Source organism: Pseudomonas taetrolens (assembly GCF_900475285.1).
GTDB classification, from domain to species: domain Bacteria; phylum Pseudomonadota; class Gammaproteobacteria; order Pseudomonadales; family Pseudomonadaceae; genus Aquipseudomonas; species Aquipseudomonas taetrolens.
The window spans coordinates 3725634-3748018 of sequence record NZ_LS483370.1 but is presented as its reverse complement, the minus strand read 5'-3'; the positions used below and the strand labels follow the sequence as shown (position 1 = coordinate 3748018).

19 protein-coding genes and 1 pseudogene are annotated in these 22385 nt (G+C 58.4%); 17 read left to right on the top strand and 3 right to left on the bottom strand.

Going from position 1 to position 22385, the window contains the following annotated elements; all coding sequences use genetic code 11:
* The first annotated feature begins 60 nt into the window (after positions 1-60).
* The 14 genes from DQN55_RS17310 (at position 61) to DQN55_RS17245 (ending at position 15771) form a co-directional block, all read left to right on the top strand.
* Positions 61-1683 (top strand): methyl-accepting chemotaxis protein, encoded by a 1623-nt coding sequence (locus DQN55_RS17310; RefSeq protein ID WP_048378774.1) that lies wholly within the window; start codon positions 61-63, stop codon positions 1681-1683.
* Positions 1683-2198 carry a chemotaxis protein CheW gene (locus DQN55_RS17305; RefSeq protein WP_048378777.1) on the top strand — a complete coding sequence of 172 codons (516 nt, stop codon included), beginning with the start codon at positions 1683-1685 and terminating at the stop codon, positions 2196-2198. The genes DQN55_RS17310 and DQN55_RS17305 overlap by 1 nt, the downstream gene beginning before the upstream one ends.
* Positions 2195-3451 (top strand): CheR family methyltransferase, encoded by a 1257-nt coding sequence (locus tag DQN55_RS17300; RefSeq protein ID WP_048378778.1) that lies wholly within the window; start codon positions 2195-2197, stop codon positions 3449-3451. Before DQN55_RS17305 ends, DQN55_RS17300 begins: the two co-directional genes overlap by 4 nt.
* The gene (locus tag DQN55_RS17295) at positions 3448-4134 is read left to right on the top strand and encodes a chemotaxis protein CheW (protein ID WP_048378780.1); all 687 of its coding nucleotides are present in this window, start codon (positions 3448-3450) and stop codon (positions 4132-4134) included. Before DQN55_RS17300 ends, DQN55_RS17295 begins: the two co-directional genes overlap by 4 nt.
* Complete coding sequence (locus DQN55_RS17290) at positions 4131-6431, top strand: hybrid sensor histidine kinase/response regulator (protein ID WP_048378782.1); 2301 nt, start codon at positions 4131-4133, stop codon at positions 6429-6431. Before DQN55_RS17295 ends, DQN55_RS17290 begins: the two co-directional genes overlap by 4 nt.
* Positions 6428-7438 (top strand): chemotaxis response regulator protein-glutamate methylesterase, encoded by a 1011-nt coding sequence (cheB, locus tag DQN55_RS17285; protein WP_048378784.1) that lies wholly within the window; start codon positions 6428-6430, stop codon positions 7436-7438. Before DQN55_RS17290 ends, cheB begins: the two co-directional genes overlap by 4 nt.
* Before the next feature lie 52 nt (positions 7439-7490).
* Complete coding sequence (locus DQN55_RS17280; protein WP_048378786.1) at positions 7491-8492, top strand: response regulator; 1002 nt, start codon at positions 7491-7493, stop codon at positions 8490-8492.
* Between the two features lie 432 nt (positions 8493-8924).
* Positions 8925-10020 (top strand): peptide chain release factor 2 gene (gene prfB, locus DQN55_RS17275; RefSeq protein ID WP_111724335.1). Its coding sequence is split into 2 segments (ribosomal slippage): positions 8925-8996 and positions 8998-10020, totalling 1095 coding nucleotides; the frame shifts between segments, so codons are not numbered across the junction.
* 115 nt (positions 10021-10135) lie between these two features.
* Positions 10136-11638, top strand: coding sequence for a lysine--tRNA ligase (gene lysS / locus DQN55_RS17270; protein ID WP_048378791.1), 1503 nt, complete (start codon positions 10136-10138; stop codon positions 11636-11638).
* A gap of 169 nt (positions 11639-11807) precedes the next feature.
* A complete protein-coding gene (locus tag DQN55_RS17265) occupies positions 11808-12524 on the top strand; it encodes a TetR/AcrR family transcriptional regulator (RefSeq protein ID WP_048378793.1) in 717 nt (238 codons plus the stop codon).
* Positions 12525-12537: 13 nt separating this feature from the next.
* Positions 12538-13086, top strand: a complete 549-nt coding sequence (locus DQN55_RS17260; RefSeq protein ID WP_048378795.1) for a hypothetical protein — start codon at positions 12538-12540, stop codon at positions 13084-13086.
* 60 nt (positions 13087-13146) lie between these two features.
* Entirely contained in the window at positions 13147-14397 is a 1251-nt protein-coding gene (locus DQN55_RS17255) for a flavohemoglobin expression-modulating QEGLA motif protein (RefSeq protein ID WP_172601064.1), read from the top strand.
* A gap of 121 nt (positions 14398-14518) precedes the next feature.
* Complete coding sequence (locus tag DQN55_RS17250) at positions 14519-15448, top strand: alpha/beta hydrolase (protein WP_048378799.1); 930 nt, start codon at positions 14519-14521, stop codon at positions 15446-15448.
* On the top strand, positions 15445-15771 hold the full coding sequence (locus DQN55_RS17245) for a hypothetical protein (protein WP_048378801.1): 327 nt from the start codon (positions 15445-15447) through the stop codon (positions 15769-15771). Before DQN55_RS17250 ends, DQN55_RS17245 begins: the two co-directional genes overlap by 4 nt.
* 111 nt (positions 15772-15882) lie before the next feature.
* Here the strand turns inward: DQN55_RS17245 and DQN55_RS17240 are convergent, their stop codons facing one another.
* From DQN55_RS17240 to DQN55_RS17230, 3 genes are all read right to left on the bottom strand, one after another.
* A complete protein-coding gene (locus DQN55_RS17240) occupies positions 15883-16662 on the bottom strand; it encodes a lipotoxin F family OmpA-related protein LptF (RefSeq protein WP_048378803.1) in 780 nt (259 codons plus the stop codon).
* Positions 16663-16726: 64 nt separating this feature from the next.
* The gene (locus DQN55_RS17235; RefSeq protein ID WP_048378805.1) at positions 16727-17140 is read right to left on the bottom strand and encodes a DUF4398 domain-containing protein; all 414 of its coding nucleotides are present in this window, start codon (positions 17138-17140) and stop codon (positions 16727-16729) included.
* A 283-nt stretch (positions 17141-17423) separates the two neighbouring features.
* The gene (locus DQN55_RS17230; protein ID WP_048378807.1) at positions 17424-17768 is read right to left on the bottom strand and encodes a hypothetical protein; all 345 of its coding nucleotides are present in this window, start codon (positions 17766-17768) and stop codon (positions 17424-17426) included.
* A gap of 196 nt (positions 17769-17964) precedes the next feature.
* On the opposite strand from DQN55_RS17230, the gene ppc reads away from it, so the two are divergent.
* From ppc to tsaB, 3 genes and pseudogenes are all read left to right on the top strand, one after another.
* Positions 17965-20595 carry a phosphoenolpyruvate carboxylase gene (gene ppc / locus DQN55_RS17225; RefSeq protein ID WP_048378809.1) on the top strand — a complete coding sequence of 877 codons (2631 nt, stop codon included), beginning with the start codon at positions 17965-17967 and terminating at the stop codon, positions 20593-20595.
* A gap of 287 nt (positions 20596-20882) precedes the next feature.
* A complete protein-coding gene (gene adk / locus DQN55_RS17220) occupies positions 20883-21530 on the top strand; it encodes an adenylate kinase (RefSeq protein ID WP_048378811.1) in 648 nt (215 codons plus the stop codon).
* 95 nt (positions 21531-21625) lie between these two features.
* A pseudogene (gene tsaB / locus DQN55_RS17215) lies at positions 21626-22302 on the top strand (tRNA (adenosine(37)-N6)-threonylcarbamoyltransferase complex dimerization subunit type 1 TsaB).
* Positions 22303-22385 lie beyond the last annotated feature (83 nt).

Genomic DNA, 22385 nt, shown 5'->3' with positions numbered 1-22385 from the left:
CGTATCCTCACAGCCCCTCCGATATACTGCCCCTCATTTGAATGGCTCCGAGGATCGACTGTGAAGAACTGGACGTTGCGCCAACGCATATTGGCAAGCTTTGCGGTAATCATCGCCATTATGTTGCTGATGGTGGTAGTGGCCTACTCGCGTTTGCTCTCGATCGAGAGCAGCGAAGAGGCCGTGCGAAATGATTCGATTCCCGGCGTCCATTACAGTTCGATGATGCGCAGTGCCTGGGTTGACAGCTATGTATTGACCCTGCAATTGGTGGGTTCCAGCAACCGGCGTGAGCTGACCAGCGAGGATCGCCAGTTGTATGCCAGTTATGAAGAGCGTTTGAAACAAGAGCTGGAGAATTATCGCAGTACTATCTACGAGCAGGATGATCGCAGCTCTTTTGAGGACTTCGAGCGTCTTCATAAAGAATATGACCAGGTACTGGCGAAGGTGCTTGAGCTTTATCAGAACAAAGAATTCGACCAGGCCAGTGATATGGTTGCCGAGCAATTGGCCGTGACCTGGATGGCAGGGCGCAAGCAACTCAATAATGTGATCGATGCCAATCGCCAGTCGGCTGTGCAAGCGACGAATGCCATTGCTGATTCGGTGCTTGCGGCCAAGGTCAGCATGCTGGTTTCGCTGGTCCTTGCCGTGATTGCGGCGGGGCTGTGTGGCTTGTTGTTGCTGCGGGCGATCATGTCACCGATGCAGCGTATTGTTTCAATCCTCGAGGTCATGCGCTCCGGTGATCTGAGCCGGCGCTTGAACCTGGAACGCAAAGACGAATTTGGCGCCGTTGAAACCGGCTTCAACGACATGATGACGGAGCTGACTTCTCTGGTGTCTCAGGCCCAGCGCTCTTCGGTGCAGGTCACGACATCGGTGACTGAAATTGCAGCCACGTCCAAACAGCAACAAGCCACCGCGACAGAGACTGCAGCCACCACCACTGAAATCGGTGCAACCTCCCGCGAGATTGCTGCCACGTCCCGTGATCTGGTGCGCACCATGACTGAGGTGACCTCGGCGGCCGATCAGGCTTCGATATTGGCCGGCTCCGGTCAGCAAGGTCTGGCCCGAATGGAAGAAACCATGCATTCGGTGATGGGGGCCGCCGACCTGGTGAACGCCAAACTGGCGATTCTCAATGAAAAGGCCAGCAACATTAATCAGGTGGTGGTAACCATCGTTAAAGTCGCCGACCAGACCAACCTGCTGTCGCTGAATGCTGCCATTGAAGCGGAAAAAGCCGGTGAGTACGGCCGCGGTTTTGCGGTCGTTGCCACTGAGGTGCGGCGCCTGGCCGACCAGACAGCCGTGGCTACCTATGATATCGAGCAGATGGTGCGTGAAATCCAGTCGGCGGTTTCCGCTGGCGTGATGGGCATGGACAAGTACTCTGAAGAAGTCCGTCGCGGCATGTCCGAGGTGCAGCAAGTGGGCGAGCAGCTGTCGCAGATTATCCATCAGGTGCAGGCCTTGGCCCCGCGCGTGCTGATGGTCAATGAAGGCATGCAGGCTCAGGCCACGGGCGCTGAGCAGATTAATCATGCGCTGGTGCAGTTGGGCGATGCCAGCAGTCAGACCGTCGAGTCCTTGCGCCAGGCCAGCTTTGCAATCGACGAACTCAGTCAGGTTGCAGTTGGGCTGCGCAGCGGCGTTTCGCGCTTCAAAGTCTGATGAGCACACCTTTAGCAAAGCATCCGGGCGCGGCGCTGTCGAAACACCGTCTGTTTCTGGTGTTTTATATCGGCGATGAGCGTTTTGCATTGCCTGCCACCGATGTGGTTGAGATTTTGCCGCGCCTGCCGCTCAAGCCGATCGCGCAGGCTCCCGTGTGGGTGGCCGGTGTATTCGAGCACCGCGGGCAAATCGTACCGGTGATTGATATCAGTGCCATGGCCTTCGGCAATCCGGCCGTTGCCCGGACCAGCACCCGATTGGTGCTGGTCAACTACGGTGAGCGGTTGCTCGGGCTGATACTCGAGCAGGCAAGCGATACCGTGCGTTGTGATCCGGCCGATTTCCAGCCGCATGGTGTCGACAACCGCGATGCGCCTTATCTGGGGCCGGTCCGAAAAGACGAGAAGGGGCTGCTGCAGTGGGTTGAGGTCGTCGACCTGCTGAGTCCTGCTGTGCGTGCCTTGCTCTTCCCCTTGGGCCCTGACGCTGTATCTGAGCAGGAGCCTGCATGAGTGCCGATCAACGTTTCTTCGATTACCTGAAACAGCGTATCGGTCTGGATGTGGCCTCGGTCGGCCCGGCCATCATCGAACGCGCGGTGCGCCAGCGATGCACTGCGCTGCACATGGCCACGCACGAAGACTATTGGCAGCGTCTGCTTAGCTCACAGGATGAGCAGCAGGCCCTGATCGAATCGGTGATCGTGCCGGAAACCTGGTTTTTTCGTTATCCGGAATCCTTTGTGACACTGGGGCGACTGGCCCGGGAGCGACTGGCTGAAATGGCCAGCCAGCGTACGCTGCGTATTCTGAGCCTGCCATGCTCGACCGGTGAAGAGCCTTATTCGATTGCCATGGCGTTGTTCGATGCCGGTCTGGCGGCTCATCACTTCAAGGTTGATGCGCTGGATATCAGTCCGCTCTCGGTGCAGCGTGCGCAGGGTGCACTGTATGGAAAAAACTCTTTTCGCGGCCAGGAAACCGGTTTTCGCGAGCGTTACTTCACCCTTGAGCATGACGGCTACCAGTTGGCGAGCCAGGTATGCGAGCAGGTCAGCTTTCACACGGGCAATTTGCTGGATCCCACGCTAGTGTCCAGCCACGTCCCTTATGACATTGTGTTTTGTCGCAATCTGCTGATTTATTTCGATCTTAAAACCCAGCAGCAAGCACTGGCGGTGCTGAAGTGTTTGACCCGCGAAGACGGTGTGCTGTTTATCGGTCCGGCAGAGGGTAGCCTGCTCGTCAGGTTGGGCATGCGTTCGATGGGCGCACCGCAGTCATTTGCCTTTTGCCACAATCGCGAGCCGGTGTCTGCACCTCCAGCGGTGCTGGCTGAACCCAGACCGTTGATACGTCCGGCACCTGTGACTGCCCGGCCTTTCGCGCCTCGCCCGAAGACCCAGGTGTGGGCGAGCGCACCGTCGGCTATCGCTCAACCTGTCGCGTTGCTTGAACAAATTGCCGTCCTTGCCAATCAGGGCAAGAGTCGTGAAGCCCGTGCGCTCTGCGAACAGTGTCTGCAGCAGCATGGCCCACACGCACAGGCTTTTTACTGGTTGGGCCTGCTAAGTGATGTCGAAGGGCAGACGGCCCAGGCCCAGGAGTTTTATCGCAAGGCTCTGTACCTGGAACCCCAGCATTCAGAAGCGCTGGCGCATCTGGCTGCGTTATTGGCCTCCCGGGGCGATATTGCCGGCGCCCAGCGTTTGCAGGCGCGTGCAGCCCGTAACGGGCGCTCCGTTCACAGCGAGCGTAAACAATGAGCGGTTTAACAGCCCAGAGCTTGATCCATACCGAAGCACAAGCCATTGACGATTGCTGGAACCGAATCGGTATCTATGGCGACAAGTCCTGTCCATTACTGGCGCAACATATCCATTGTCGCAATTGCGCTGTGTATTCGGCTGCTGCGACACGTTTGCTGGACCGTTATTCATTTGAGCAAGAGCATCACGCGTTCTACGCCCCGGAGAGCCTGGCGCAAAAAGTCGCGACGCGTTCGCTGATGATCTTTCGTCTTGGGGGGGAATGGCTGGGCTTGGTGACGGGTTGTCTGGATGAAGTCTCGCCGACACAGTCGATCCATTCGCTGCCTCACCAGCGCTCGCGGGCCTTGCTGGGTGTGGCCAATGTACGAGGCGCACTGGTGCCGTGCTTGTCTCTGGTGGAATTGTTGGGGCTGGACCCTACGGTGACCGTGACCAGTGCCCGACGGGTGATGCCGCGCATGCTGATTGTGGCGGCCCATGGCGGTCCGGTGGTGCTGCCGGTAGATGAAGTGGACGGCATCCATGCCATAGAAGAGCGTACGTTGAGCACGGCCTCGAACTCCGGCGAGCATGTCAGTGGCAAGTACACCCGGGGTGTACTGCAGTGGAAAGACCGCAGCTTGCGCTGGCTGGACGAAGAGCAGCTGCTGAGTGCCATTACCCGGAGCCTGACATGACCCCCGAGCAAATGCGTGATGCCTCGTTACTGGAGCTGTTCAGTCTTGAGGCTGAAGCACAAACCCAGGTCTTGAATGCCGGCTTGTTGGCACTGGAACGAAATCCGACTCAGGCAGACCAGCTGGAAGCCTGTATGCGTGCAGCGCATTCGCTCAAGGGCGCTGCGCGGATTGTGGGGGTCGAGGCCGGAGTCAGCGTCTCTCATGTGATGGAAGACTGCCTGGTCTGCGCCCAGGAAGGACGCTTGTACCTGCAGCACGAGCATATTGATGCCTTGCTGCAAGGCACGGATTTATTGATGCGCATTGCCACCCCGGGGAGTGCCAATGTGGGGCCGGCCGACATTGAAGCCTATGTGGCGCTGATGGAGCGGCTGTTGGATCCTTCAACCAGCAGTACACGGGTTGCATCGCCCGCATTTGATGTCTCTCATTTATTGATGACGTCAGAGCCGGCGGCACCTGTAATTGACCCCGAGCCTGTGCAGAGGATCGAGCCCGAAGTGATTTCGGAGCCTGCTCGTCGGACTCCGCGCCGGACTGAAGGCGGTGAGCGGGTATTGCGGGTGACAGCGGAGCGTCTCAACAGCCTGCTCGATCTGTCCAGTAAATCGCTGGTGGAGACCCAGCGTCTCAAACCTTACCTGGCGGCCTTGCAACGTCTTAAGCGGATGCAAAGTAGCGGCCTGCGTGCGCTGGACACTCTAAGCGAGCAACTCAAGCACGCGGGGCTGGGCCATGAAACGCAAGAGGCATTGGCCGATGCGCGGAGGATAATGGCCGAGTCGCAGCATTTGCTCAGCGAGCAGACCGCTGAGCTGGATGAGTTTGGCTGGCACGCGGGTCAGCGTGCGCAGTTGCTTTACGACACCGCGCTGGCTTGTCGCATGCGGCCGTTTGCCGACGTGCTGGTGGGGCAGGAGCGCATGGTGCGCGATTTGGGGAGGACCTTGGGCAAGCAGATCCGCCTGGAAATTGAAGGTGAAAAAACCCAGGTCGATCGCGATGTGCTGGAAAAGCTTGAAGCACCACTGACTCACTTGCTGCGCAATGCGGTTGATCACGGTATCGAATCCCCTGAGCAGCGGCTGCTGGCGGGCAAGCCCGGCGAAGGGGTGATTCGCTTGCATGTCTCGCATCAAGCGGGCTTGCTGGTTCTGGAACTGAGCGATGATGGCGCGGGTGTTGACCTTGAGCGCTTGCGTCAGATCATTGTCGAGCGTCAGTTGTCGACGGCAGCGACGGCGGCGCAGTTGAGTGAAGAAGAGCTGTTGAGCTTTCTGTTTTTACCCGGTTTCAGCCTGCGCGATACCGTGACTGAGCTCTCCGGGCGGGGCGTCGGGCTGGACGCCGTGCAGCACATGGTACGTTTGCTGCGCGGGGCCATTGTGCTGGAGCAGACCTCTGGTCGGGGTAGTCGCTTCCATCTGGAAGTACCGCTGACATTGTCGGTGGTGCGCAGTCTGGTGGTTGAAGTCGCAGACGAAGCCTACGCGTTCCCACTGGCGCATATCGAACGCATGTGCGACTTGCGCCCTGAAGAAATTGTGCAGCTCGAAGGGCGTCAGCACTTCTGGCACGAAGGGCGGCACGTGGGGCTGGTTGCGGCAAGCCAGTTGCTGCAGCGCCCTCCAAGTCAGAGCGAAGATGAAACCCTCAAAGTGGTGGTTATCCGCGAACGTGATGCGGTGTATGGGGTGGCGGTGGAGCGCTTTATAGGCGAACGCACGCTGGTGGTACTGCCCCTCGATCCCCGATTGGGCAAGGTGCAGGACATTTCAGCAGGTGCCTTGCTCGATGATGGGGCTGCGGTGCTGATTGTTGACGTGGAAGACATGCTGCGATCCGTCGACAAATTGCTGAATACCGGACGCCTGGAGCGTATCGACCGGCGTAATCGGCACACGGCAGAGCTGGCCCGAAAACGTATTCTGGTGGTGGATGATTCGCTGACCGTGCGTGAGTTGCAGCGCAAGCTCTTGATCAACCGGGGTTATGAAGTCGCGGTGGCGGTTGACGGTATGGACGGTTGGAACGTCTTGCGCGCCGAGCATTTCGATTTGTTGATCACGGACATCGATATGCCACGCATGGACGGTATTGAACTGGTAACGCTGTTACGTCGTGATAACCGATTGCAATCGATGCCTGTGATGGTGGTGTCTTATAAGGATCGGGAAGAAGACCGTCGGCGCGGCCTCGATGCCGGAGCCGACTACTATTTAGCGAAAGCCAGTTTCCATGATGATGCCCTGCTTGATGCGGTGGTTGAGCTCATCGGAGGAGCGCAATCATGAAAATCGCGATCGTCAACGATATGCCCATGGCGGTTGAAGCCTTGCGTCGGGCGCTCGCCTTTGAGCCTGCCCATGAAGTGGTCTGGGTTGCCAGCAATGGCGAAGAGGCGGTTCGGCAATGCGCCGAACTGACACCGGACCTGATTTTGATGGACTTGATCATGCCCGTCATGGATGGCGTCGAAGCCACGCGCCGGATCATGGCCGAAAGCCCGTGTGCCATCGTGATTGTCACGGTTGATCGCGAGCAAAACGTCCATCGCGTATTTGAAGCCATGGGCTTCGGTGCGCTGGATGTGGTCGATACCCCCGCGCTGGGTGCCGGCAATGCCAGGGAGGCGGCTGCCCCGCTATTGCGCAAGATTCTCAACATTGGGTGGTTGATGGGGCAGGGGGACAAGCGGGTTCAGTCGGTGATGGGGTCGCCACGTCTGCAGGGGTTAAGAAAAAGGTTGGTGGTTATCGGTTCTTCGGCGGGCGGTCCGGCCGCTCTCGAAGTATTGCTCAAGGGATTGCCCCGTGAGTTCAGCGCGGCCATTGTGTTGGTTCAGCACGTCGACCAGGTGTTTGCTGCCGGCATGGCTGAATGGTTAAGCAGCTCGTGCGGGCTGAATGTGCGTTTGGCGCGGGACGGTGAAACCCCGCAGGCCGGAACGGTGCTCCTGGCCGGTACCAACCATCACATCCGCTTATTGAAAAACGGCACGCTGGCTTACACCGCCGAGCCTGTGGACGAGATTTATCGACCTTCAATAGATGTGTTTTTTGAGAGCGTTGCCAGGTACTGGAATGGCGATGCGGTGGGGGTATTGTTGACCGGCATGGGCCGTGACGGGGCTCAAGGCCTCAAACTCATGCGCCAGCAAGGTTTTCTGACTATCGCTCAGGATCAGTTCAGCAGCTCGGTATTTGGCATGCCCAAAGCGGCAGCCGCTATTGATGCAGCGGTTGAAATCCGCCCCTTGGACAAGATCGCGCCACGCTTGCTGGAGGTATTCGTCAAATGATGAATAAGCCCCCGCAGAACTGGCTTGAAGGCAGTAATTCAGGTGAACGCGCATGAACAAGTTGCAGTTGGACGACGTTAAAACTGACGAAAACGCCGCCATGGTGTTGCTGGTAGATGATCAGGCCATGATCGGTGAAGCCGTGCGTCGCGGGTTGGCGCTTGAGCAGAACATCGATTTTCATTTTTGTGCCGATCCCCACGAAGCAATTGCCCAGGCTATTCGGATCAAGCCGACGGTGATCCTGCAAGACCTGGTCATGCCGGGGCTTGACGGCCTGACGTTGGTGCGTGAATACCGCAATCACCCGGCTACCCACGATATTCCTATCATCGTGCTCTCCACCAAAGAGGATCCGTTGATCAAAAGTGCGGCCTTTTCGGCAGGTGCCAACGATTATCTGGTGAAGCTGCCGGATAACATCGAGCTGGTGGCACGCATCCGCTATCACTCGCGTTCATACATGACGCTGTTGCAGCGTGACGCGGCATACCGCGCGTTGCGTGTCAGCCAGCAGCAGTTGCTGGACACCAATCTGGTGCTGCAACGGCTGATGAACTCCGACGGCCTGACTGGTCTCTCCAACCGTCGTCACTTCGATGAGTACCTGGAGCTGGAATGGCGGCGTGCCATACGTGAGCAAACCCAGCTGTCGCTGCTGATGATCGATGTCGATTATTTCAAGTCATACAACGACAGCTTTGGTCATCTCGACGGAGACGAGGCGCTGCGCAAGGTGGCAGCGGCCATTCGCGATGCCTGTAGCCGGCCTTCAGATTTGCCGGCCCGTTACGGGGGTGAAGAGTTTGCCATTGTCCTGCCCAATACTTCCCAGGGGGGAGCCCGGCTGGTGGCAGAAAAACTTCGCCAGGCTGTCGAGGTCCTGAAAATCCCCCACATCTCACCGACTGCCGGAAACCGCCTGACCATCAGCATCGGCCTGGCCACCCTGGTCCCGCAACAAAGCAGTAATTGTCGCGAATTGATCCTGGCGGCCGACAAGGGGCTGTACCTGGCCAAAAACAACGGGCGCAACCAGGTGGGAGTTGAGTAACGCGGCTACGAATGCCCTCTGCAGCCGCTGCCGCAGGCTGCGAAAAAGGCCGAAGGACCTTCAAAGCAGGGCACTTCAGCGCAGCCTTCGGCAGCGGCTACAGAATCACCTCTGATCCTGGGTGCATGCACACCGGGCTTTAGCGCCGGACGCGGCATTGCTCTGCTCGTCAGCGGCTACGAATGGCGTTTGTGCGATAGGGGGACTGGTTCTTGGTAGCAGCGGTCGAGTGAAGCGAGGCCGCGTCCGATTGCGCCGCGAGGGTAAATCCTGAGCCTCCAAGGTACCTGATACCGCCTCGTATCGGATCCGCGGCCACAGAAAAAAAACAGCCCGAAACCGCCTCATAACCCCGCCGGACGGGCTGCTGATACGTTGTGTTTACGGTATACTCCCCGGCTTTGTAAAAATCGCCTACGAGTGCTGCCAGCCATGGAAATCAACCCGATCCTTAATAGCATCAAGGACCTGTCAGAGCGCTCCGAAACCATTCGGGGGTATCTTTGACTACGATCAAAAGCATGAGCGTCTGACTGAAGTCAATCGCGAGCTTGAAGATCCGAGTGTCTGGAACAACCCTTCCTATGCCCAGGAGCTGGGGCGCGAGCGCTCCCTGCTGGCGCAGATCGTCGAAACCCTGGATGAGATGCACACAGGCCTGGCCGATGCCAAGGACCTGCTGCTGATGTCTGCCGAGGAAGAAGACCAGGCTGCCGTGGATGACGTGGCGGCTGAAGTCGAGCGTCTGCGCGAAGCCCTTGAAAAACTCGAGTTCCGCCGCATGTTCAGCGGTGAGATGGACGCCAACAACGCTTACCTGGACATTCAGGCAGGCTCCGGCGGTACCGAAGCGCAAGACTGGGCCAATATCCTGTTGCGGATGTATTTGCGCTGGGCCGACAAGCGCGGCTTCGATGCCACCATCATGGAACTGTCTGCCGGTGAAGTGGCCGGGATCAAAGGCGCGACCGTGCACATCAAAGGCGAATACGCATTTGGCTGGTTACGCACCGAGATTGGCGTCCATCGTCTGGTACGTAAAAGCCCTTACGATTCGGGCAACCGTCGTCATACTTCGTTCTCGGCAGTCTTCGTTTCGCCAGAGATCGACGACAACATCGAGATCGACATCAACCCGTCAGACCTGCGGATCGATACCTATCGTTCCTCCGGTGCGGGTGGTCAGCACGTAAACACCACCGACTCGGCCGTGCGTATCACTCACGTACCGACCAACACCGTGGTGAGCTGCCAGAACGAACGTTCGCAGCACGCGAACAAAGACACCGCGATGAAAATGCTGCGGGCGCGTCTTTACGAGCAGGAAGTGCAGAAGCGCAATGCTGCCTCCCAGGCCCTGGAAGACACCAAGTCGGACATCGGCTGGGGACACCAGATCCGCTCGTACGTACTCGACGCTTCGCGTATCAAGGATTTGCGTACCAACATCGAGCGCAGCGATTGCGACAAAGTGCTCGACGGCGATATCGACGAATACCTGGTAGCCAGCCTGAAGCAAGGGCTGTAAGTCGTGTAACAACCGTAAAGTGCGCAGCTGACGCGATGCCTCAAGGGCGCGCCAAAGCCCGCTTCCCCCTGCCGCAAGGCGGGGGCAACGAACCTGTGATGGAATTTTTTAAGACATGAGCGACCAACAACCCGACCCGCAAGACCTGCAACAGGAAGAAAACGCCCTGATCGCACTGCGCAAGGAAAAACTTGCAGCCGAGCGCGCCAAGGGTAATGCCTTCCCGAATGATTTCCGTCGCGATAACTACTGCGCGGATCTGCAGAAGCAGTATGCCGACAAGACCAAGGAAGAGCTGGCTGAAGCCGCAATTCCGGTCAAGGTTGCGGGTCGCATCATGCTTAACCGTGGCTCGTTCATGGTGATTCAGGACATGACCGGTCGCATCCAGGTCTACGTCAACCGCAAAACCCTGCCGGAAGAAACCCTGGCTGCCGTGAAAACCTGGGACCTGGGCGACATCATTGCCGCCGAAGGCACCCTGGCCCGTTCCGGCAAAGGCGACCTGTACGTTGAAATGACCAACGTGCGACTGCTGACCAAATCCCTGCGTCCGCTACCGGACAAGCACCACGGCCTGACCGACACCGAGCAGCGCTATCGCCAGCGTTACGTTGACCTGATCGTTAACGAAGAAGTGCGCCACACTTTCCGTGTGCGTTCGCAAGTGATCGCCCACATCCGCAACTTCCTGATGCAGCGCGACTTCCTGGAAGTTGAAACACCGATGCTGCAAACCATTCCGGGCGGTGCTGCGGCCAAGCCGTTTGAAACTCACCACAATGCGCTGGACATGGAAATGTTCTTGCGTATCGCACCTGAGTTGTACCTCAAGCGTCTGGTGGTCGGTGGTTTCGAAAAGGTGTTCGAGATCAACCGCAACTTCCGTAACGAAGGCGTTTCGACTCGTCACAACCCAGAATTCACCATGCTTGAGTTCTACCAGGCGTACGCCGACTACGAAGACAACATGGACCTGACCGAGGAGCTGTTCCGTGAACTGGCTCAGTTGGTTCTGGGGTCTACCGACGTGCCGTACGGCGACAAGGTATTCCACTTTGGCGAACCGTTCGTGCGTCTGTCGGTGTTTGACTCGATCCTCAAGTACAACCCGGAACTGACCGCTGCCGATCTGCAGGACATCGACAAGGCTCGTGCCATCGCCAAGAAAGCCGGCGCCAAGGTGCTGGGCTTCGAAGGTCTGGGCAAGCTGCAGGTGATGATTTTTGAAGAACTGGTCGAGCACAAGCTGGAACAGCCGCACTTCATTACCGAGTACCCGTTCGAAGTATCGCCACTGGCCCGTCGTAACGACGAGAACCCTAACGTCACCGACCGCTTCGAGCTGTTCATCGGTGGTCGTGAGATCGCCAATGCCTACTCCGAGCTCAATGATGCCGAAGATCAGGCCGAGCGTTTCATGGCTCAGGTTGCCGATAAGGATGCGGGCGATGATGAAGCCATGCACTACGACGCTGACTTCGTCCGTGCACTGGAATACGGCATGCCGCCGACTGCCGGTGAAGGTATCGGTATCGATCGCCTGGTGATGTTGCTGACCGACTCACCGTCGATTCGCGATGTGATCCTGTTCCCGCACATGCGCCCTGAAGCGTAACGATGCGAAATAAAAAGCCGCCATTCCAGGCGGCTTTTTATTGTCTGGTACATGCTGTTTTTGGGTGGCTGCCGCCGAAGGCTGCGATCGGGCTTGAAACAGGCTCTTTATGCAATCTCCGGCAGCGACGACAAAGTGTTCATCGTAGTTCTAAACAAAGGAGTGTTTCGTGAACCGGTCCAGAGCTCAGGAGGGGGCGGCAGGTGTCGCCGCGGCGGTGGCTGAAAGTGTTCAGTATCAGGGGCGCAAGGCCAGTCGGCATGGCAGCGAACAGCGCCGCCAGCAGATTCTCGATGCGGCGATGCGTATCGTGGTGCGGGACGGGATACGCGGTGTCCGTCACCGTGCAGTGGCGGCCGAAGCCGCGGTGCCGTTGTCGGCAACCACCTATTACTTCAAAGACATCGATGACCTGCTCAATGACACGTTTGCCCAGTACGTCGAACGCAGCGCCGCGTTCATGGCCAAGTTATGGCTCAATACCGAGGGCAAGCTGCGAGAGCTGGTGGCCTATGGTGATGGCAGTGCTGGATCGCGCGGACTGCTGGCCGATGAAATCGCGCATATGGCCGCGGACTATGTGCAACATCAGTTGCTCACGCGCCGTGAACACCTGATGGCTGAGCAGGCTTTCCATCAGGCGGCGCTGCATAATCCGCGGCTGGCTGTATTAGTCCGTTCCCATGAGCAAATTTTATGGCAGGGTGCGTGTCAGATATTTCAGGTGCTGGGTTCCAAACAACCGCAGCAGGATGCCAATGTCTTGACGGCGATAATCGGTCGGATGGAATATCAGGGCTTACTTAATGGCGCGCAATCGGTGGCGGATGACGACCGGCTGGGTATTCTTACGCGCTACATGCACTTGGTGCTGGCCGCTCTATAAGAAGGATGCAGGCATGAAAGCTTGGCGCGTAATGATCATGGCTCTGGCCATGTTGCTGTTGAACGGCTGCCTGGTGACATTCACTGAGCCCTTGCCGGAGACCCAGGCTGCCCCGAAAGGCTTGCTGGGTACCTGGAGCAGCAAGGATGCCTGGGGCGAAGCCCAAAATCTGATCATCCGCTCGGATGGAAAAAACCGCTACACCGCCGTGAGCTACCCTAAGGCCAAGCCCAAAGAACGTGAAGCCCATCCATTTACCGTGACCCGTCACGGCATCCGCTGGTATGCGTCGGCGCAAGTTCCTGCCAGCAAGGGCGGCAATTATGTGTTGGCCGGTTTTGAACTGACCGATAAAAACGAGCTGGTGATCTACGAGCTGGACCTCGAACAAATCAAGCAAGCCATCGCCCAGTCGAACTTGAGCGGTGACGTGGTTGAAACCGGTGATGGCAGCACAGTGGTGGTCAACAGCCCGGCGACCGGGGTTTTTGCCTATCTGGATGACCCGGCCAACTCCGATGTATTTGTTGAAGTTGCCCGCTATCAGCGCGTGACCCAGTAGCACTGCTTTTCACGCCTATTCAAGGAGCACCGGGTGGACGATTACCAACGCACGATCCGCATGTTGTCAGACCGTATCGTGCAGGCCCAGACACCGATCCGCGTGCTGGATGCGGTGAAATGGGATGACAGCATCCGGCAGGGCTTTCTCAAGGCCAAGGGCAAGGAAATGCCTGCGGTTACACGTGATTACTATCTGGGGCGTCCGCTGGCCTTTGATTCGGGTGCGGTGAAGCTGGAGTTCCAGAACATCGAGCGTGATATCACGCGTCAACTGGGCCAGTTCAACCCGGTCGGGCAGATCATGCGCCGCATGTGCAAAGAATACCGGATGGTGGTGCGCATGCTGGAAGCGCGTGGCACCGAAGATTTCGGGCTGATCTCCCAGGAACTGTATGGTGCGGCATCGGATGCCTTCCATGCGGGTGATCCGACGCTGGCCGATCTGGGGCTGATGATGTCCGATTACCTGGACAATATCGACGGGCGTGGCGATCTCAAGGACGAAGCCAAGACCCTGACCGCCAAAGATGCGGTCAGCTTGCTGCAAAGCCGCTTGAACAAGGTATTTGGCGAGGCCGAAGAAACCATCAGGGTGTTCGAGTCGGACGGTATTGTCGCGGACGCGGCAGCGGGTGCCGACTACATCAAGATCCGCACCGATGCCATGTTCAACCATCGAGACGTGCGGGCGCTGGAAGTCCACGAGGGGCTGGTACACGTGGGCACGACGCTCAACGGGCAAAATCAGCCGATCTGTACCTTCCTGTCCAAGGGGCCGCCATCGTCGACCGTCACCCAGGAAGGCCTGGCGATTTTGATGGAGATCATCACCTTCGCGTCCTATCCGAGCCGCCTGCGCAAGTTGACCAATCGCACCCGTGCCATCCACATGGTGGAAGAGGGCGCGGATTTTATGCAGGTGTATGAGTTTTTCCGTGAGCAGGGCTTCGAGATGCCGGAAAGCTATGGCAACGCGAGCCGGGTTTTTCGTGGATCGGTGCCCAATGGCTTGCCGTTTACCAAAGACTTGTCCTATCTCAAGGGCTTCATCATGGTTTACAACTATATTCAGCTGGCCGTGCGCAAAGGCAAGCTGGAACAAGTGCCGTTGCTGTTCTGTGGCAAAACTACGCTGGAAGACATGCGTACCCTGCGCCAGCTGGTTGATGAAGGACTGGTTGTCGCGCCCAAATACCTGCCCGAGCAGTTCCGTGACATGAATGCCCTGGCCGCCTGGATGTGCTTCTCCAACTTCCTCAATCATTTGAGCCTGGACCGGATCGAAGCGGACTACTCGAACATTTTGTAAACATGCCCAGCCCTGTAGCCGCTGCTGCAGACGGTGACGAGTAGCGCAGTGACCCTCTCTGAATCCTGCGGACCTTTCGCTGTCAGCAGCGGCTACCTAACTGTTTCAGGTACCTCATTCGATGAAAATCCTGGCTGCACTCTGTCTGCTGCTGGCCCTTGGCGGATGCAGTTCGTTGCTGTTCTATCCCGAGAAAGGCCAGCCAATCACGCCGACGGCGGCGGGGCTGGAGTACCGTGATGTCGCATTGACGGCTGCCGACGGTACGCGCTTGCACGGCTGGTGGCTGCCGGCCAAAAAAGGCGTGCCGCTCAAAGGCACGGTGCTGCATCTGCATGGCAACGGTGGCAACCTGGCTTACCACTTGGGGGCGACTGCCTGGCTGCCTGAACAGGGGTACCAAGTGCTGATGTTCGATTACCGGGGCTATGGACTGTCGCAGGGCTCCCCGAGCCTGCCGGGCGTTTATCTGGATATTGCCGCTGCCTTTGACTGGTTGCAGGATCAACCGCAGGTCCAGGGCCTGCCGCTGATTGTGCTGGGGCAAAGTCTGGGAGGAGCCGTGGGGGTTCATTACTTGAGCGAACACCCGGCGCAAAAGGCGCGGCTCAAAGCCATGGTGCTCGACGGCGTTCCGGCAAGCTATCGCGAGGTGGGGCAATTTGCCTTGAGCACGTCCTGGCTGACCTGGCCGTTGCAGGTACCGTTGTCCTGGCTGGTACCCGATGCCGACAGTGCGGTTAATGCGATGCCCGGTATGGCCGATGTGCCGATGCTGGTGTTCCACAGCCTGGACGACCCGATTGTGCCGCTGTCCAATGGCATCCGCCTGTACCAGGCAGCGCCGCCGCCCAAAGTGCTGCAACTGACGCGCGGTGGGCACGTCCAGACATTTGCCGACCCTGTCTGGCGCCAGGTGATGCTGCGTTACCTGGATGACCCGGAACATTTCAACGGCGTGCGACGCCTGGGCGAGATCGCCAACTACCCTGACGGCCCGAATGTCACGACCCACTTTAATCCTGATGTTGAACCCGAGAACCGACCATGAGTGAAGAACGTAACGCCATCCCGCTGATCATCACGGGCATTTGTACCATCCTCGGCACCGTGGGTTGCCTGTGGTATTACGGCTACCTGCACTTTGCCAAGCCCGAAGATGCGCTGTTGCTTAACGATTTCACCATGCTCAAGACCATTCCCGGCGAGGATTACAAGGTTTCGCTGAAACCTGCCAACGAAGTGGCCCAGTGCATTGATGGCATCGTCGTGCTGTTCGACACCGAGCAAAAAGGCCTGACCGGTGTACTGGTGAACAACAAAAAACAAGCAGTACGTTGCATGGGCCAGGAAACACCGAAGCTGGAACAGTAACGCCTGCTGGATCCTGTCAGCGCGAGGCTGTCGCGGCAAAGGATATTCACGCTCAAGCAAAAAGCCCCGCCTGATCACTCAGGCGGGGCTTTTTAGTTAACGCTTATCGGCTTACTGCATCGATGAGCGCGGTGCTACAGGTTGGTTGTCGTTGGAGATGGTCACCTCAACGCGACGGTTTTGGGCGCGGCCCGAGTCGGTGGCGTTGCTGGCAACCGGGTATTCCTTGCCATAACCCTGAACCACGATACGGGTAGGGTCGACGCCTTTGCGAACCAGTGCATTACGCACTGATGCCGCACGACGCTCAGACAGCGTCTGGTTGAATGAAGCTGAGCCGACGCTGTCGGTGTAACCCTCAACGATCACCTTGCGGTCAGGGTTCTGGACCAGGTAATCAGCCAGGGTGTTGATGTTGCGCATGCCGTTGGGTTGCAGGTCGGAGCGGCCGAACTGGAACAGCACATCGCCGAATGTTACCAGTGTGCCGCGTTCGGTCTGCTTGGCGTTCATGCCTTGCAGTTGCTTGATCTGGGCGTCGCGTGCATCGAGCAATGCCTGGGCACGGGACGCTGCCGAGTTCTTCAGATTGGCTTCAGCAGTGCGCAAAGCAATGGTTTGCTTGGCCACTTCAACACGCTGGTTGGTCAGATAAGCTAACTGATCAACTTTGGATTCATCTTCTTTATTCAGGTAAGCCTTTTCAGCTTTATCCAGCCATTCACTGGCGTCCTTGGTTTCCAGTGCAGCCACCTTGGTGGCTTCCGGGTTGCTCTGCAGAGCCGAGAAATTGGTCTTGGCATTTTCCAGGTTAGGGTTCGGCGTCGATGAGCAAGCCGCCAGGCCAACGCTCAGAGCCAACAGGGCAGGGATCAGTACTTGGTTGCGCATAATATGTGTCCTTTCTATCGATTAGGAATGCGGTGTCGCCAGAAGCGGTCAGAAGGGGGAGCGTTTATTTCACGCTACGCATGCCTTCCTGACGCAATTCCTGTACGGCTTTCTGCGCATCCTCAACAGCCTTTTGGGCCTTGGCAGCCTGGGCTTTGCGTTCTGCCAAACGGGCGTCCCACTCGGCTTGCTCGGACAGACGACGGGCTTCGTCGTACTTTTTGTCGTGCATGGCCAGTTCCGCTTGTTTCAGCTTGTCTTGAGCCGACTTCATTTCAACAGGGGCGAATTCAGTGCCGCCAGCGCTCACGGCGTTATTCACTGCCGATTGAGTAACCGCGTACTGCTCCGAAGGTGGGTTGCCAGCACAGCCGGCCAAAACGAAGCTGGTACCGAGTGCCAGCGCAGCCAGTTTTAGCCCGCGCAGGCGAGGTGAGGTGGTTTTGACAGTACGGGTCATCATGGTTTTCAACTCCATTAGGTAACTCCTGAAATACAGCAAATTCCATCACGACCGTGGCATCAGTCAGGTTTGCCTGAGACGTCACGCCAAAGCGTTACTGCAGGCTCCAGCAGTGATGGTTATTGGGTGTGACCCGAGCGTTTTTTGAATAGTTCAAAAATAAAGATGGCAGATTGCCTAGGCGCAGACGTGACCGATCAGTCAGTCGATTGCCCTGCGGACAAGGCAGGGCGTAGCGTGAGGAAATCGCGTGCTGGCACCAGCCATTGGATTATTCATAGGCCGGAAGTGGTGCAATTCACTGCTTGGGCTTATCGTCCTGGGCCGTCAAATCATGTAAATACTGACGGGAAAGGGCCAGGAAACGGGGTGTTTGTCCGACGTCTTCGTACAGAGGATTGCCTTCTTCATCCGTTGTAACCACCTGCGTACCCTTGATGTAAGGGAAGCTCGCTTCAAGCTCTTCAAGGGCCGACCCTATCAGTTCGCCGAGCAGCTCCTCGGGGTGCCGCTTGGGGTACATCTCGGACAACGCCGCGAGCCGGGCTGCGGTTTCCACATCCAGGCGAACCACATAGCCGGTGTCGAGCAAACGGCCTTTGGCAGTTTGTTCCCAGTGTTGCGCGAGCTCACGTATTTTCATGTTTATCTCGCTGGACGCCGCCAGAACAGGCGTCGGTGGGTCGCAGGATTCGGTACGAACTGCGCGTGTTTTACCTGTTTGAGCGTAGACGGTTCCACCCGGGGCGAGCGCAGTTTCTGTGTTCCCTTGTCAGGCGCAGGGGTTGCAACGCATGCTTGGGGCACGAGCCATCCCCAAACGACTGGAGGAAACGCTAATGACCGATATTGATGCACGCTTGCGCGATGATGTTCACCTGCTGGGTGAGCTGTTGGGTAATACCATTCGTGACCAATACGGCGAAGCCTTTCTCGCCAAGATCGAGCGTATCCGCCAAGGGGCCAAAGACGACCGGCGGGGGACAACGGGCGAGGAATTGAGCGCGATTCTGGATGCGCTCAGCGATGATGAAGTGTTGCCGGTGGCACGGGCTTTCAACCAGTTTTTGAACCTGGCCAATATCGCCGAGCAGTATCAATTGATTCACCGGCGTGATGACCAGCAGCCGGAGCCCTTTGAAGCGCTGGTATTGCCCACGCTGCTGACGCGGCTGCTGGCCGAAGGGCACGACGCCGAATCGCTGGCGCGACAAATCAGCCGTCTCGATATTGAACTGGTGTTGACTGCGCACCCCACTGAAGTGACCCGCCGTACATTGATTCAAAAGTACGATGCGATCGCCGAGCAACTGGCTGCGCAGGACCACCGTGACCTGACCCTAGCCGAAAAATCCCAAATTGAACAACGCCTGCAGCGGTTGATCGCTGAAGCGTGGCACACCGAAGAAATCCGCCGCACACGCCCCACACCGGTGGATGAAGCCAAATGGGGATTTGCCGTCATTGAGCATTCGCTCTGGCAGGCAGTACCGCACATGTTGCGCAAGGCCGATCAGGCGCTGCACGCTGCCACAGGTTTGCATTTGCCGCTCGAGGCCGCCCCCATTCGCTTTGCATCCTGGATGGGCGGCGACCGCGACGGCAACCCGAATGTGACGGCCCCTGTCACCCGTGAAGTCCTGCTTCTGGCGCGCTGGATGGCCGCCGATTTATACCTGCGTGATATCGATAAACTGGCCGCTGACTTGTCGATGCAGCAGGCCACACCGGCGTTGCTTGCGGTGGCGGGGGAGCATTCTGAGCCGTATCGTGCCGTGCTCAAGCAATTGCGTGAGCGTCTGCGAGCGACTCGCAACTGGGCGCATAGTGCCTTGAACAGTCCCCGGGCGGCGCCCGACGACGTACTGCAGGACAATCGCGACCTGCTGGCGCCATTGCAGCTGTGCTATGAGTCATTGCATGCCTGCGGCATGGGGGTGATTGCCGAGGGGCCGTTGCTGGATTGCTTGCGCCGGGCGGTGACCTTCGGGCTGTTCCTGGTGCGGCTGGACGTGCGTCAGGACGCGGCGCGGCATACCTCGGCCATGACTGAGATCACCGATTATCTGGGACTGGGTCGCTATGAGGAGTGGGACGAAGAGGCGAGGCTGACCTTTCTCACCCGTGAACTGGCCAACCGCCGACCCTTGTTGCCGGGCTACTTCAAACCGGCTGCCGACACTGCCGAAGTTCTGGCCACCTGCCGTGAAGTAGCGGCTGCGCCGGGGGCGTCGCTGGGCTCGTATGTGATCTCCATGGCGGGTGCAGCCTCGGATGTGCTGGCGGTGCAGTTGCTGCTTAAAGAGGCCGGGCTTGAGCGTCCAATGCGCGTAGTCCCGCTGTTTGAAACCCTGGCTGACCTCGATCAGGCGGGGCCGGTGATCGAACGCTTGCTGCTGTTGCCGGGGTACCGAGCACGCTTGCATGGCCCGCAGGAGGTCATGATCGGCTACTCCGATTCCGCCAAGGATGCGGGCACGACGGCAGCGGCCTGGGCCCAGTACCGGGCCCAGGAAACCCTGGTCAATATCTGCCGTGAGCAAGAGGTCGAACTGTTGTTGTTCCACGGCCGTGGTGGCACGGTCGGCCGCGGCGGTGGCCCGGCCCACGCGGCGATCCTGTCGCAGCCTCCGGGATCGGTAGCAGGGCGCTTCCGCACGACGGAACAGGGCGAGATGATTCGCTTCAAATTTGGCCTACCGGATATCGCCGAGCAAAACCTCAACCTGTATCTGGCTGCCGTACTCGAAGCCACCTTGTTGCCACCGCCTTTGCCTGAGCCGGGCTGGCGGGTGCTGATGGACGAACTGGCTGATGACGGGGTCAAGGCTTACCGTGCGGTAGTGCGTGATAACCCACAATTCGTGGAGTATTTCCGTCAGTCCACACCGGAGCAGGAACTGGGCCGCTTGCCGCTGGGCAGCCGCCCGGCCAAACGCCGGGCGGGCGGGATTGAAAGCCTGCGGGCGATCCCGTGGATTTTTGGCTGGACCCAGACTCGCCTGATGCTGCCTGCCTGGCTTGGCTGGGAAACGGCGTTGAACAACGCACTGGAGCGAGGGGAAGGCCAGATGCTGGCGCAGATGCGTGAACAGTGGCCGTTTTTCCGTACCCGAATCGACATGCTGGAGATGGTGCTGGCCAAGGCCGACGTCGACATCGCCAGACTCTACGATGAGCGTTTGGTGGCTCCCGAACTGCTGCCACTGGGCGTGCATCTGCGCGACTTATTGTCGCAGGCGTGTGCGGTGGTGCTGGGCTTGACCGGGCAGTCGCAACTGATGGCGCACAGCCCCGATACCCTGGAGTTCATCCGGTTGCGCAATACTTACCTTGATCCTCTTCATCTATTGCAAGCGGAGCTCCTGGCGCGTTCCCGGCGCCAGCAAGCGACTCAGGACAGCCCTCTGGAACAAGCGTTGCTGGTGACTGTGGCCGGGATTGCGGCAGGCCTGCGCAACACTGGCTAAGGCATAAGACGGGCAATCGGTCGCGCCAGGGGGCCAGGAGAAGGTGCAGATTTCATGCCGACCTCTGTGCGGGCGCGACACATTTCAGTACGGTAGGGACCTGTGACACCCGGCCGCACAGGCCGGTTTACAGGTGATTATTCAGACTTTTGCCGGCTTGTGTGGGGTCGGCGGGCTGTGTATCTTGATCAGCCCTTGGCCGTTTGGGCGGCCATAATCCGATTTTGAGATTGGCCCAAAGAGGCGAGTCTGTTGTCATTTAAATAAAAAATTTGAGGAGCACATCGATGCGCGTAATTCTGCTGGGAGCTCCCGGGGCCGGTAAAGGTACTCAGGCAAAGTTCATCACTGAAAAATTTGGCATCCCGCAAATCTCCACAGGCGACATGTTGCGCGCAGCCGTCAAGGCCGGCACCGAGCTGGGCCTGATCGCCAAGAGCGTCATGGACAGCGGTGGCCTGGTATCCGATGACCTGATCATCAACCTGGTCAAAGAACGCATCAGCCAGGACGACTGCAAGAACGGTTTCCTGTTCGACGGTTTCCCGCGCACCATTCCACAGGCTGAAGCCCTGGTAAAAGCCGGTGTCGAGCTGGATCACGTGATTGAAATCGCGGTTGATGATGAAGAAATCGTTCAGCGCATTGCCGGCCGTCGTGTACACGAAGCCTCCGGCCGTGTTTACCACACCGTCTACAACCCGCCAAAGGCTGAAGGTAAAGACGATGTGACCGGCGACGCCCTGGTACAGCGCAAGGACGACACCGAAGAAACCGTTCGTCATCGCCTGTCGGTTTACCATTCGCAAACCAAGCCTCTGGTTGCCTTCTACCAAAACCTGGCAGAGACCCAAGGCAAGCCGAAGTACAGCCACATCGCGGGCGTTGGCTCGGTTGAAGCGATTACCGGCAAGGTCCTTGAAGCACTGAGCTGATAAGTCGGTTTTGCTCTGTTACAACAGCCCGCTTGCGGGCTGTTGTTGTTTATACTGCTGCACTTTTTCCACTTTTGATTCTGACGGGAACACTGATGAGCACCTTGCTGGCCCTGGATACCGCGACTGAAGCTTGCTCTGTTGCCCTGCTGCATGACGGCAAGGTCACGAGCCACTACGAGGTAATCCCGCGCCTGCACGCGCAAAAGCTGTTGCCAATGATCAAGGATCTGCTGGCCGAGGCGGGTGTCGAGTTGTCGGCTGTCGAGGCCATTGCCTTCGGTCGCGGGCCAGGCGCCTTTACCGGTGTGCGGATTGCCATCGGTGTGGTGCAAGGCCTGGCCTTTGCACTGGACCGCCCGGTGCTGCCGATTTCGAACCTGGCTGTGCTGGCCCAGCGCGCCCATCGCGAGCATGGGGCCACTCAGGTGGCCTCAGCCATCGATGCACGCATGGACGAAGTGTATTGGGGCTGCTACCGCGAACAGGCGGGCGAGATGTGCCTGGTGGGGGCGAGGCTGTCTTGGCGCCCGAGGCGGCAGGTTTGCCCGACGGTGCCAGCGGTGACTGGTTCGGTGCTGGCACCGGCTGGGGCTACGCAGAGCGCTTGAGTGTGAAACCGTATGCGCAAGACGCCGGCATGTTGCCCCATGCCGAAGATTTGCTGACCCTGGCGCGCTTTGCCTGGGCACGCGGCGAAGCTATTGCGGCGGATCTGGCACAGCCGGTGTACCTGCGGGACAAGGTCGCCACACCCAAAGCCCGCCCTTGATTGGACGCAGCCTTCTGCAGCGGCTACGAAACTTGTGCTGGGGTCAGGCGTAAATTTCGGTGAATTACCGGGTTACCTTCGCC

Coding starts and splice junctions, on each gene's coding strand:
- DQN55_RS17305 (WP_048378777.1), top strand. CDS start 1,683: ATGAGCACACCTTTAGCAAAGCATCCGGGCGCGGCGCTGTCGAAACAC.
- DQN55_RS17300 (WP_048378778.1), top strand. CDS start 2,195: ATGAGTGCCGATCAACGTTTCTTCGATTACCTGAAACAGCGTATCGGT.
- DQN55_RS17295 (WP_048378780.1), top strand. CDS start 3,448: ATGAGCGGTTTAACAGCCCAGAGCTTGATCCATACCGAAGCACAAGCC.
- DQN55_RS17290 (WP_048378782.1), top strand. CDS start 4,131: ATGACCCCCGAGCAAATGCGTGATGCCTCGTTACTGGAGCTGTTCAGT.
- cheB (WP_048378784.1), top strand. CDS start 6,428: ATGAAAATCGCGATCGTCAACGATATGCCCATGGCGGTTGAAGCCTTG.
- DQN55_RS17280 (WP_048378786.1), top strand. CDS start 7,491: ATGAACAAGTTGCAGTTGGACGACGTTAAAACTGACGAAAACGCCGCC.
- lysS (WP_048378791.1), top strand. CDS start 10,136: ATGAGCGACCAACAACCCGACCCGCAAGACCTGCAACAGGAAGAAAAC.
- DQN55_RS17260 (WP_048378795.1), top strand. CDS start 12,538: ATGAAAGCTTGGCGCGTAATGATCATGGCTCTGGCCATGTTGCTGTTG.
- DQN55_RS17255 (WP_172601064.1), top strand. CDS start 13,147: ATGTTGTCAGACCGTATCGTGCAGGCCCAGACACCGATCCGCGTGCTG.
- DQN55_RS17250 (WP_048378799.1), top strand. CDS start 14,519: ATGAAAATCCTGGCTGCACTCTGTCTGCTGCTGGCCCTTGGCGGATGC.
- DQN55_RS17245 (WP_048378801.1), top strand. CDS start 15,445: ATGAGTGAAGAACGTAACGCCATCCCGCTGATCATCACGGGCATTTGT.
- DQN55_RS17240 (WP_048378803.1), bottom strand. CDS start 16,662: ATGCGCAACCAAGTACTGATCCCTGCCCTGTTGGCTCTGAGCGTTGGC.
- DQN55_RS17235 (WP_048378805.1), bottom strand. CDS start 17,140: ATGGAGTTGAAAACCATGATGACCCGTACTGTCAAAACCACCTCACCT.
- DQN55_RS17230 (WP_048378807.1), bottom strand. CDS start 17,768: ATGAAAATACGTGAGCTCGCGCAACACTGGGAACAAACTGCCAAAGGC.
- ppc (WP_048378809.1), top strand. CDS start 17,965: ATGACCGATATTGATGCACGCTTGCGCGATGATGTTCACCTGCTGGGT.
- adk (WP_048378811.1), top strand. CDS start 20,883: ATGCGCGTAATTCTGCTGGGAGCTCCCGGGGCCGGTAAAGGTACTCAG.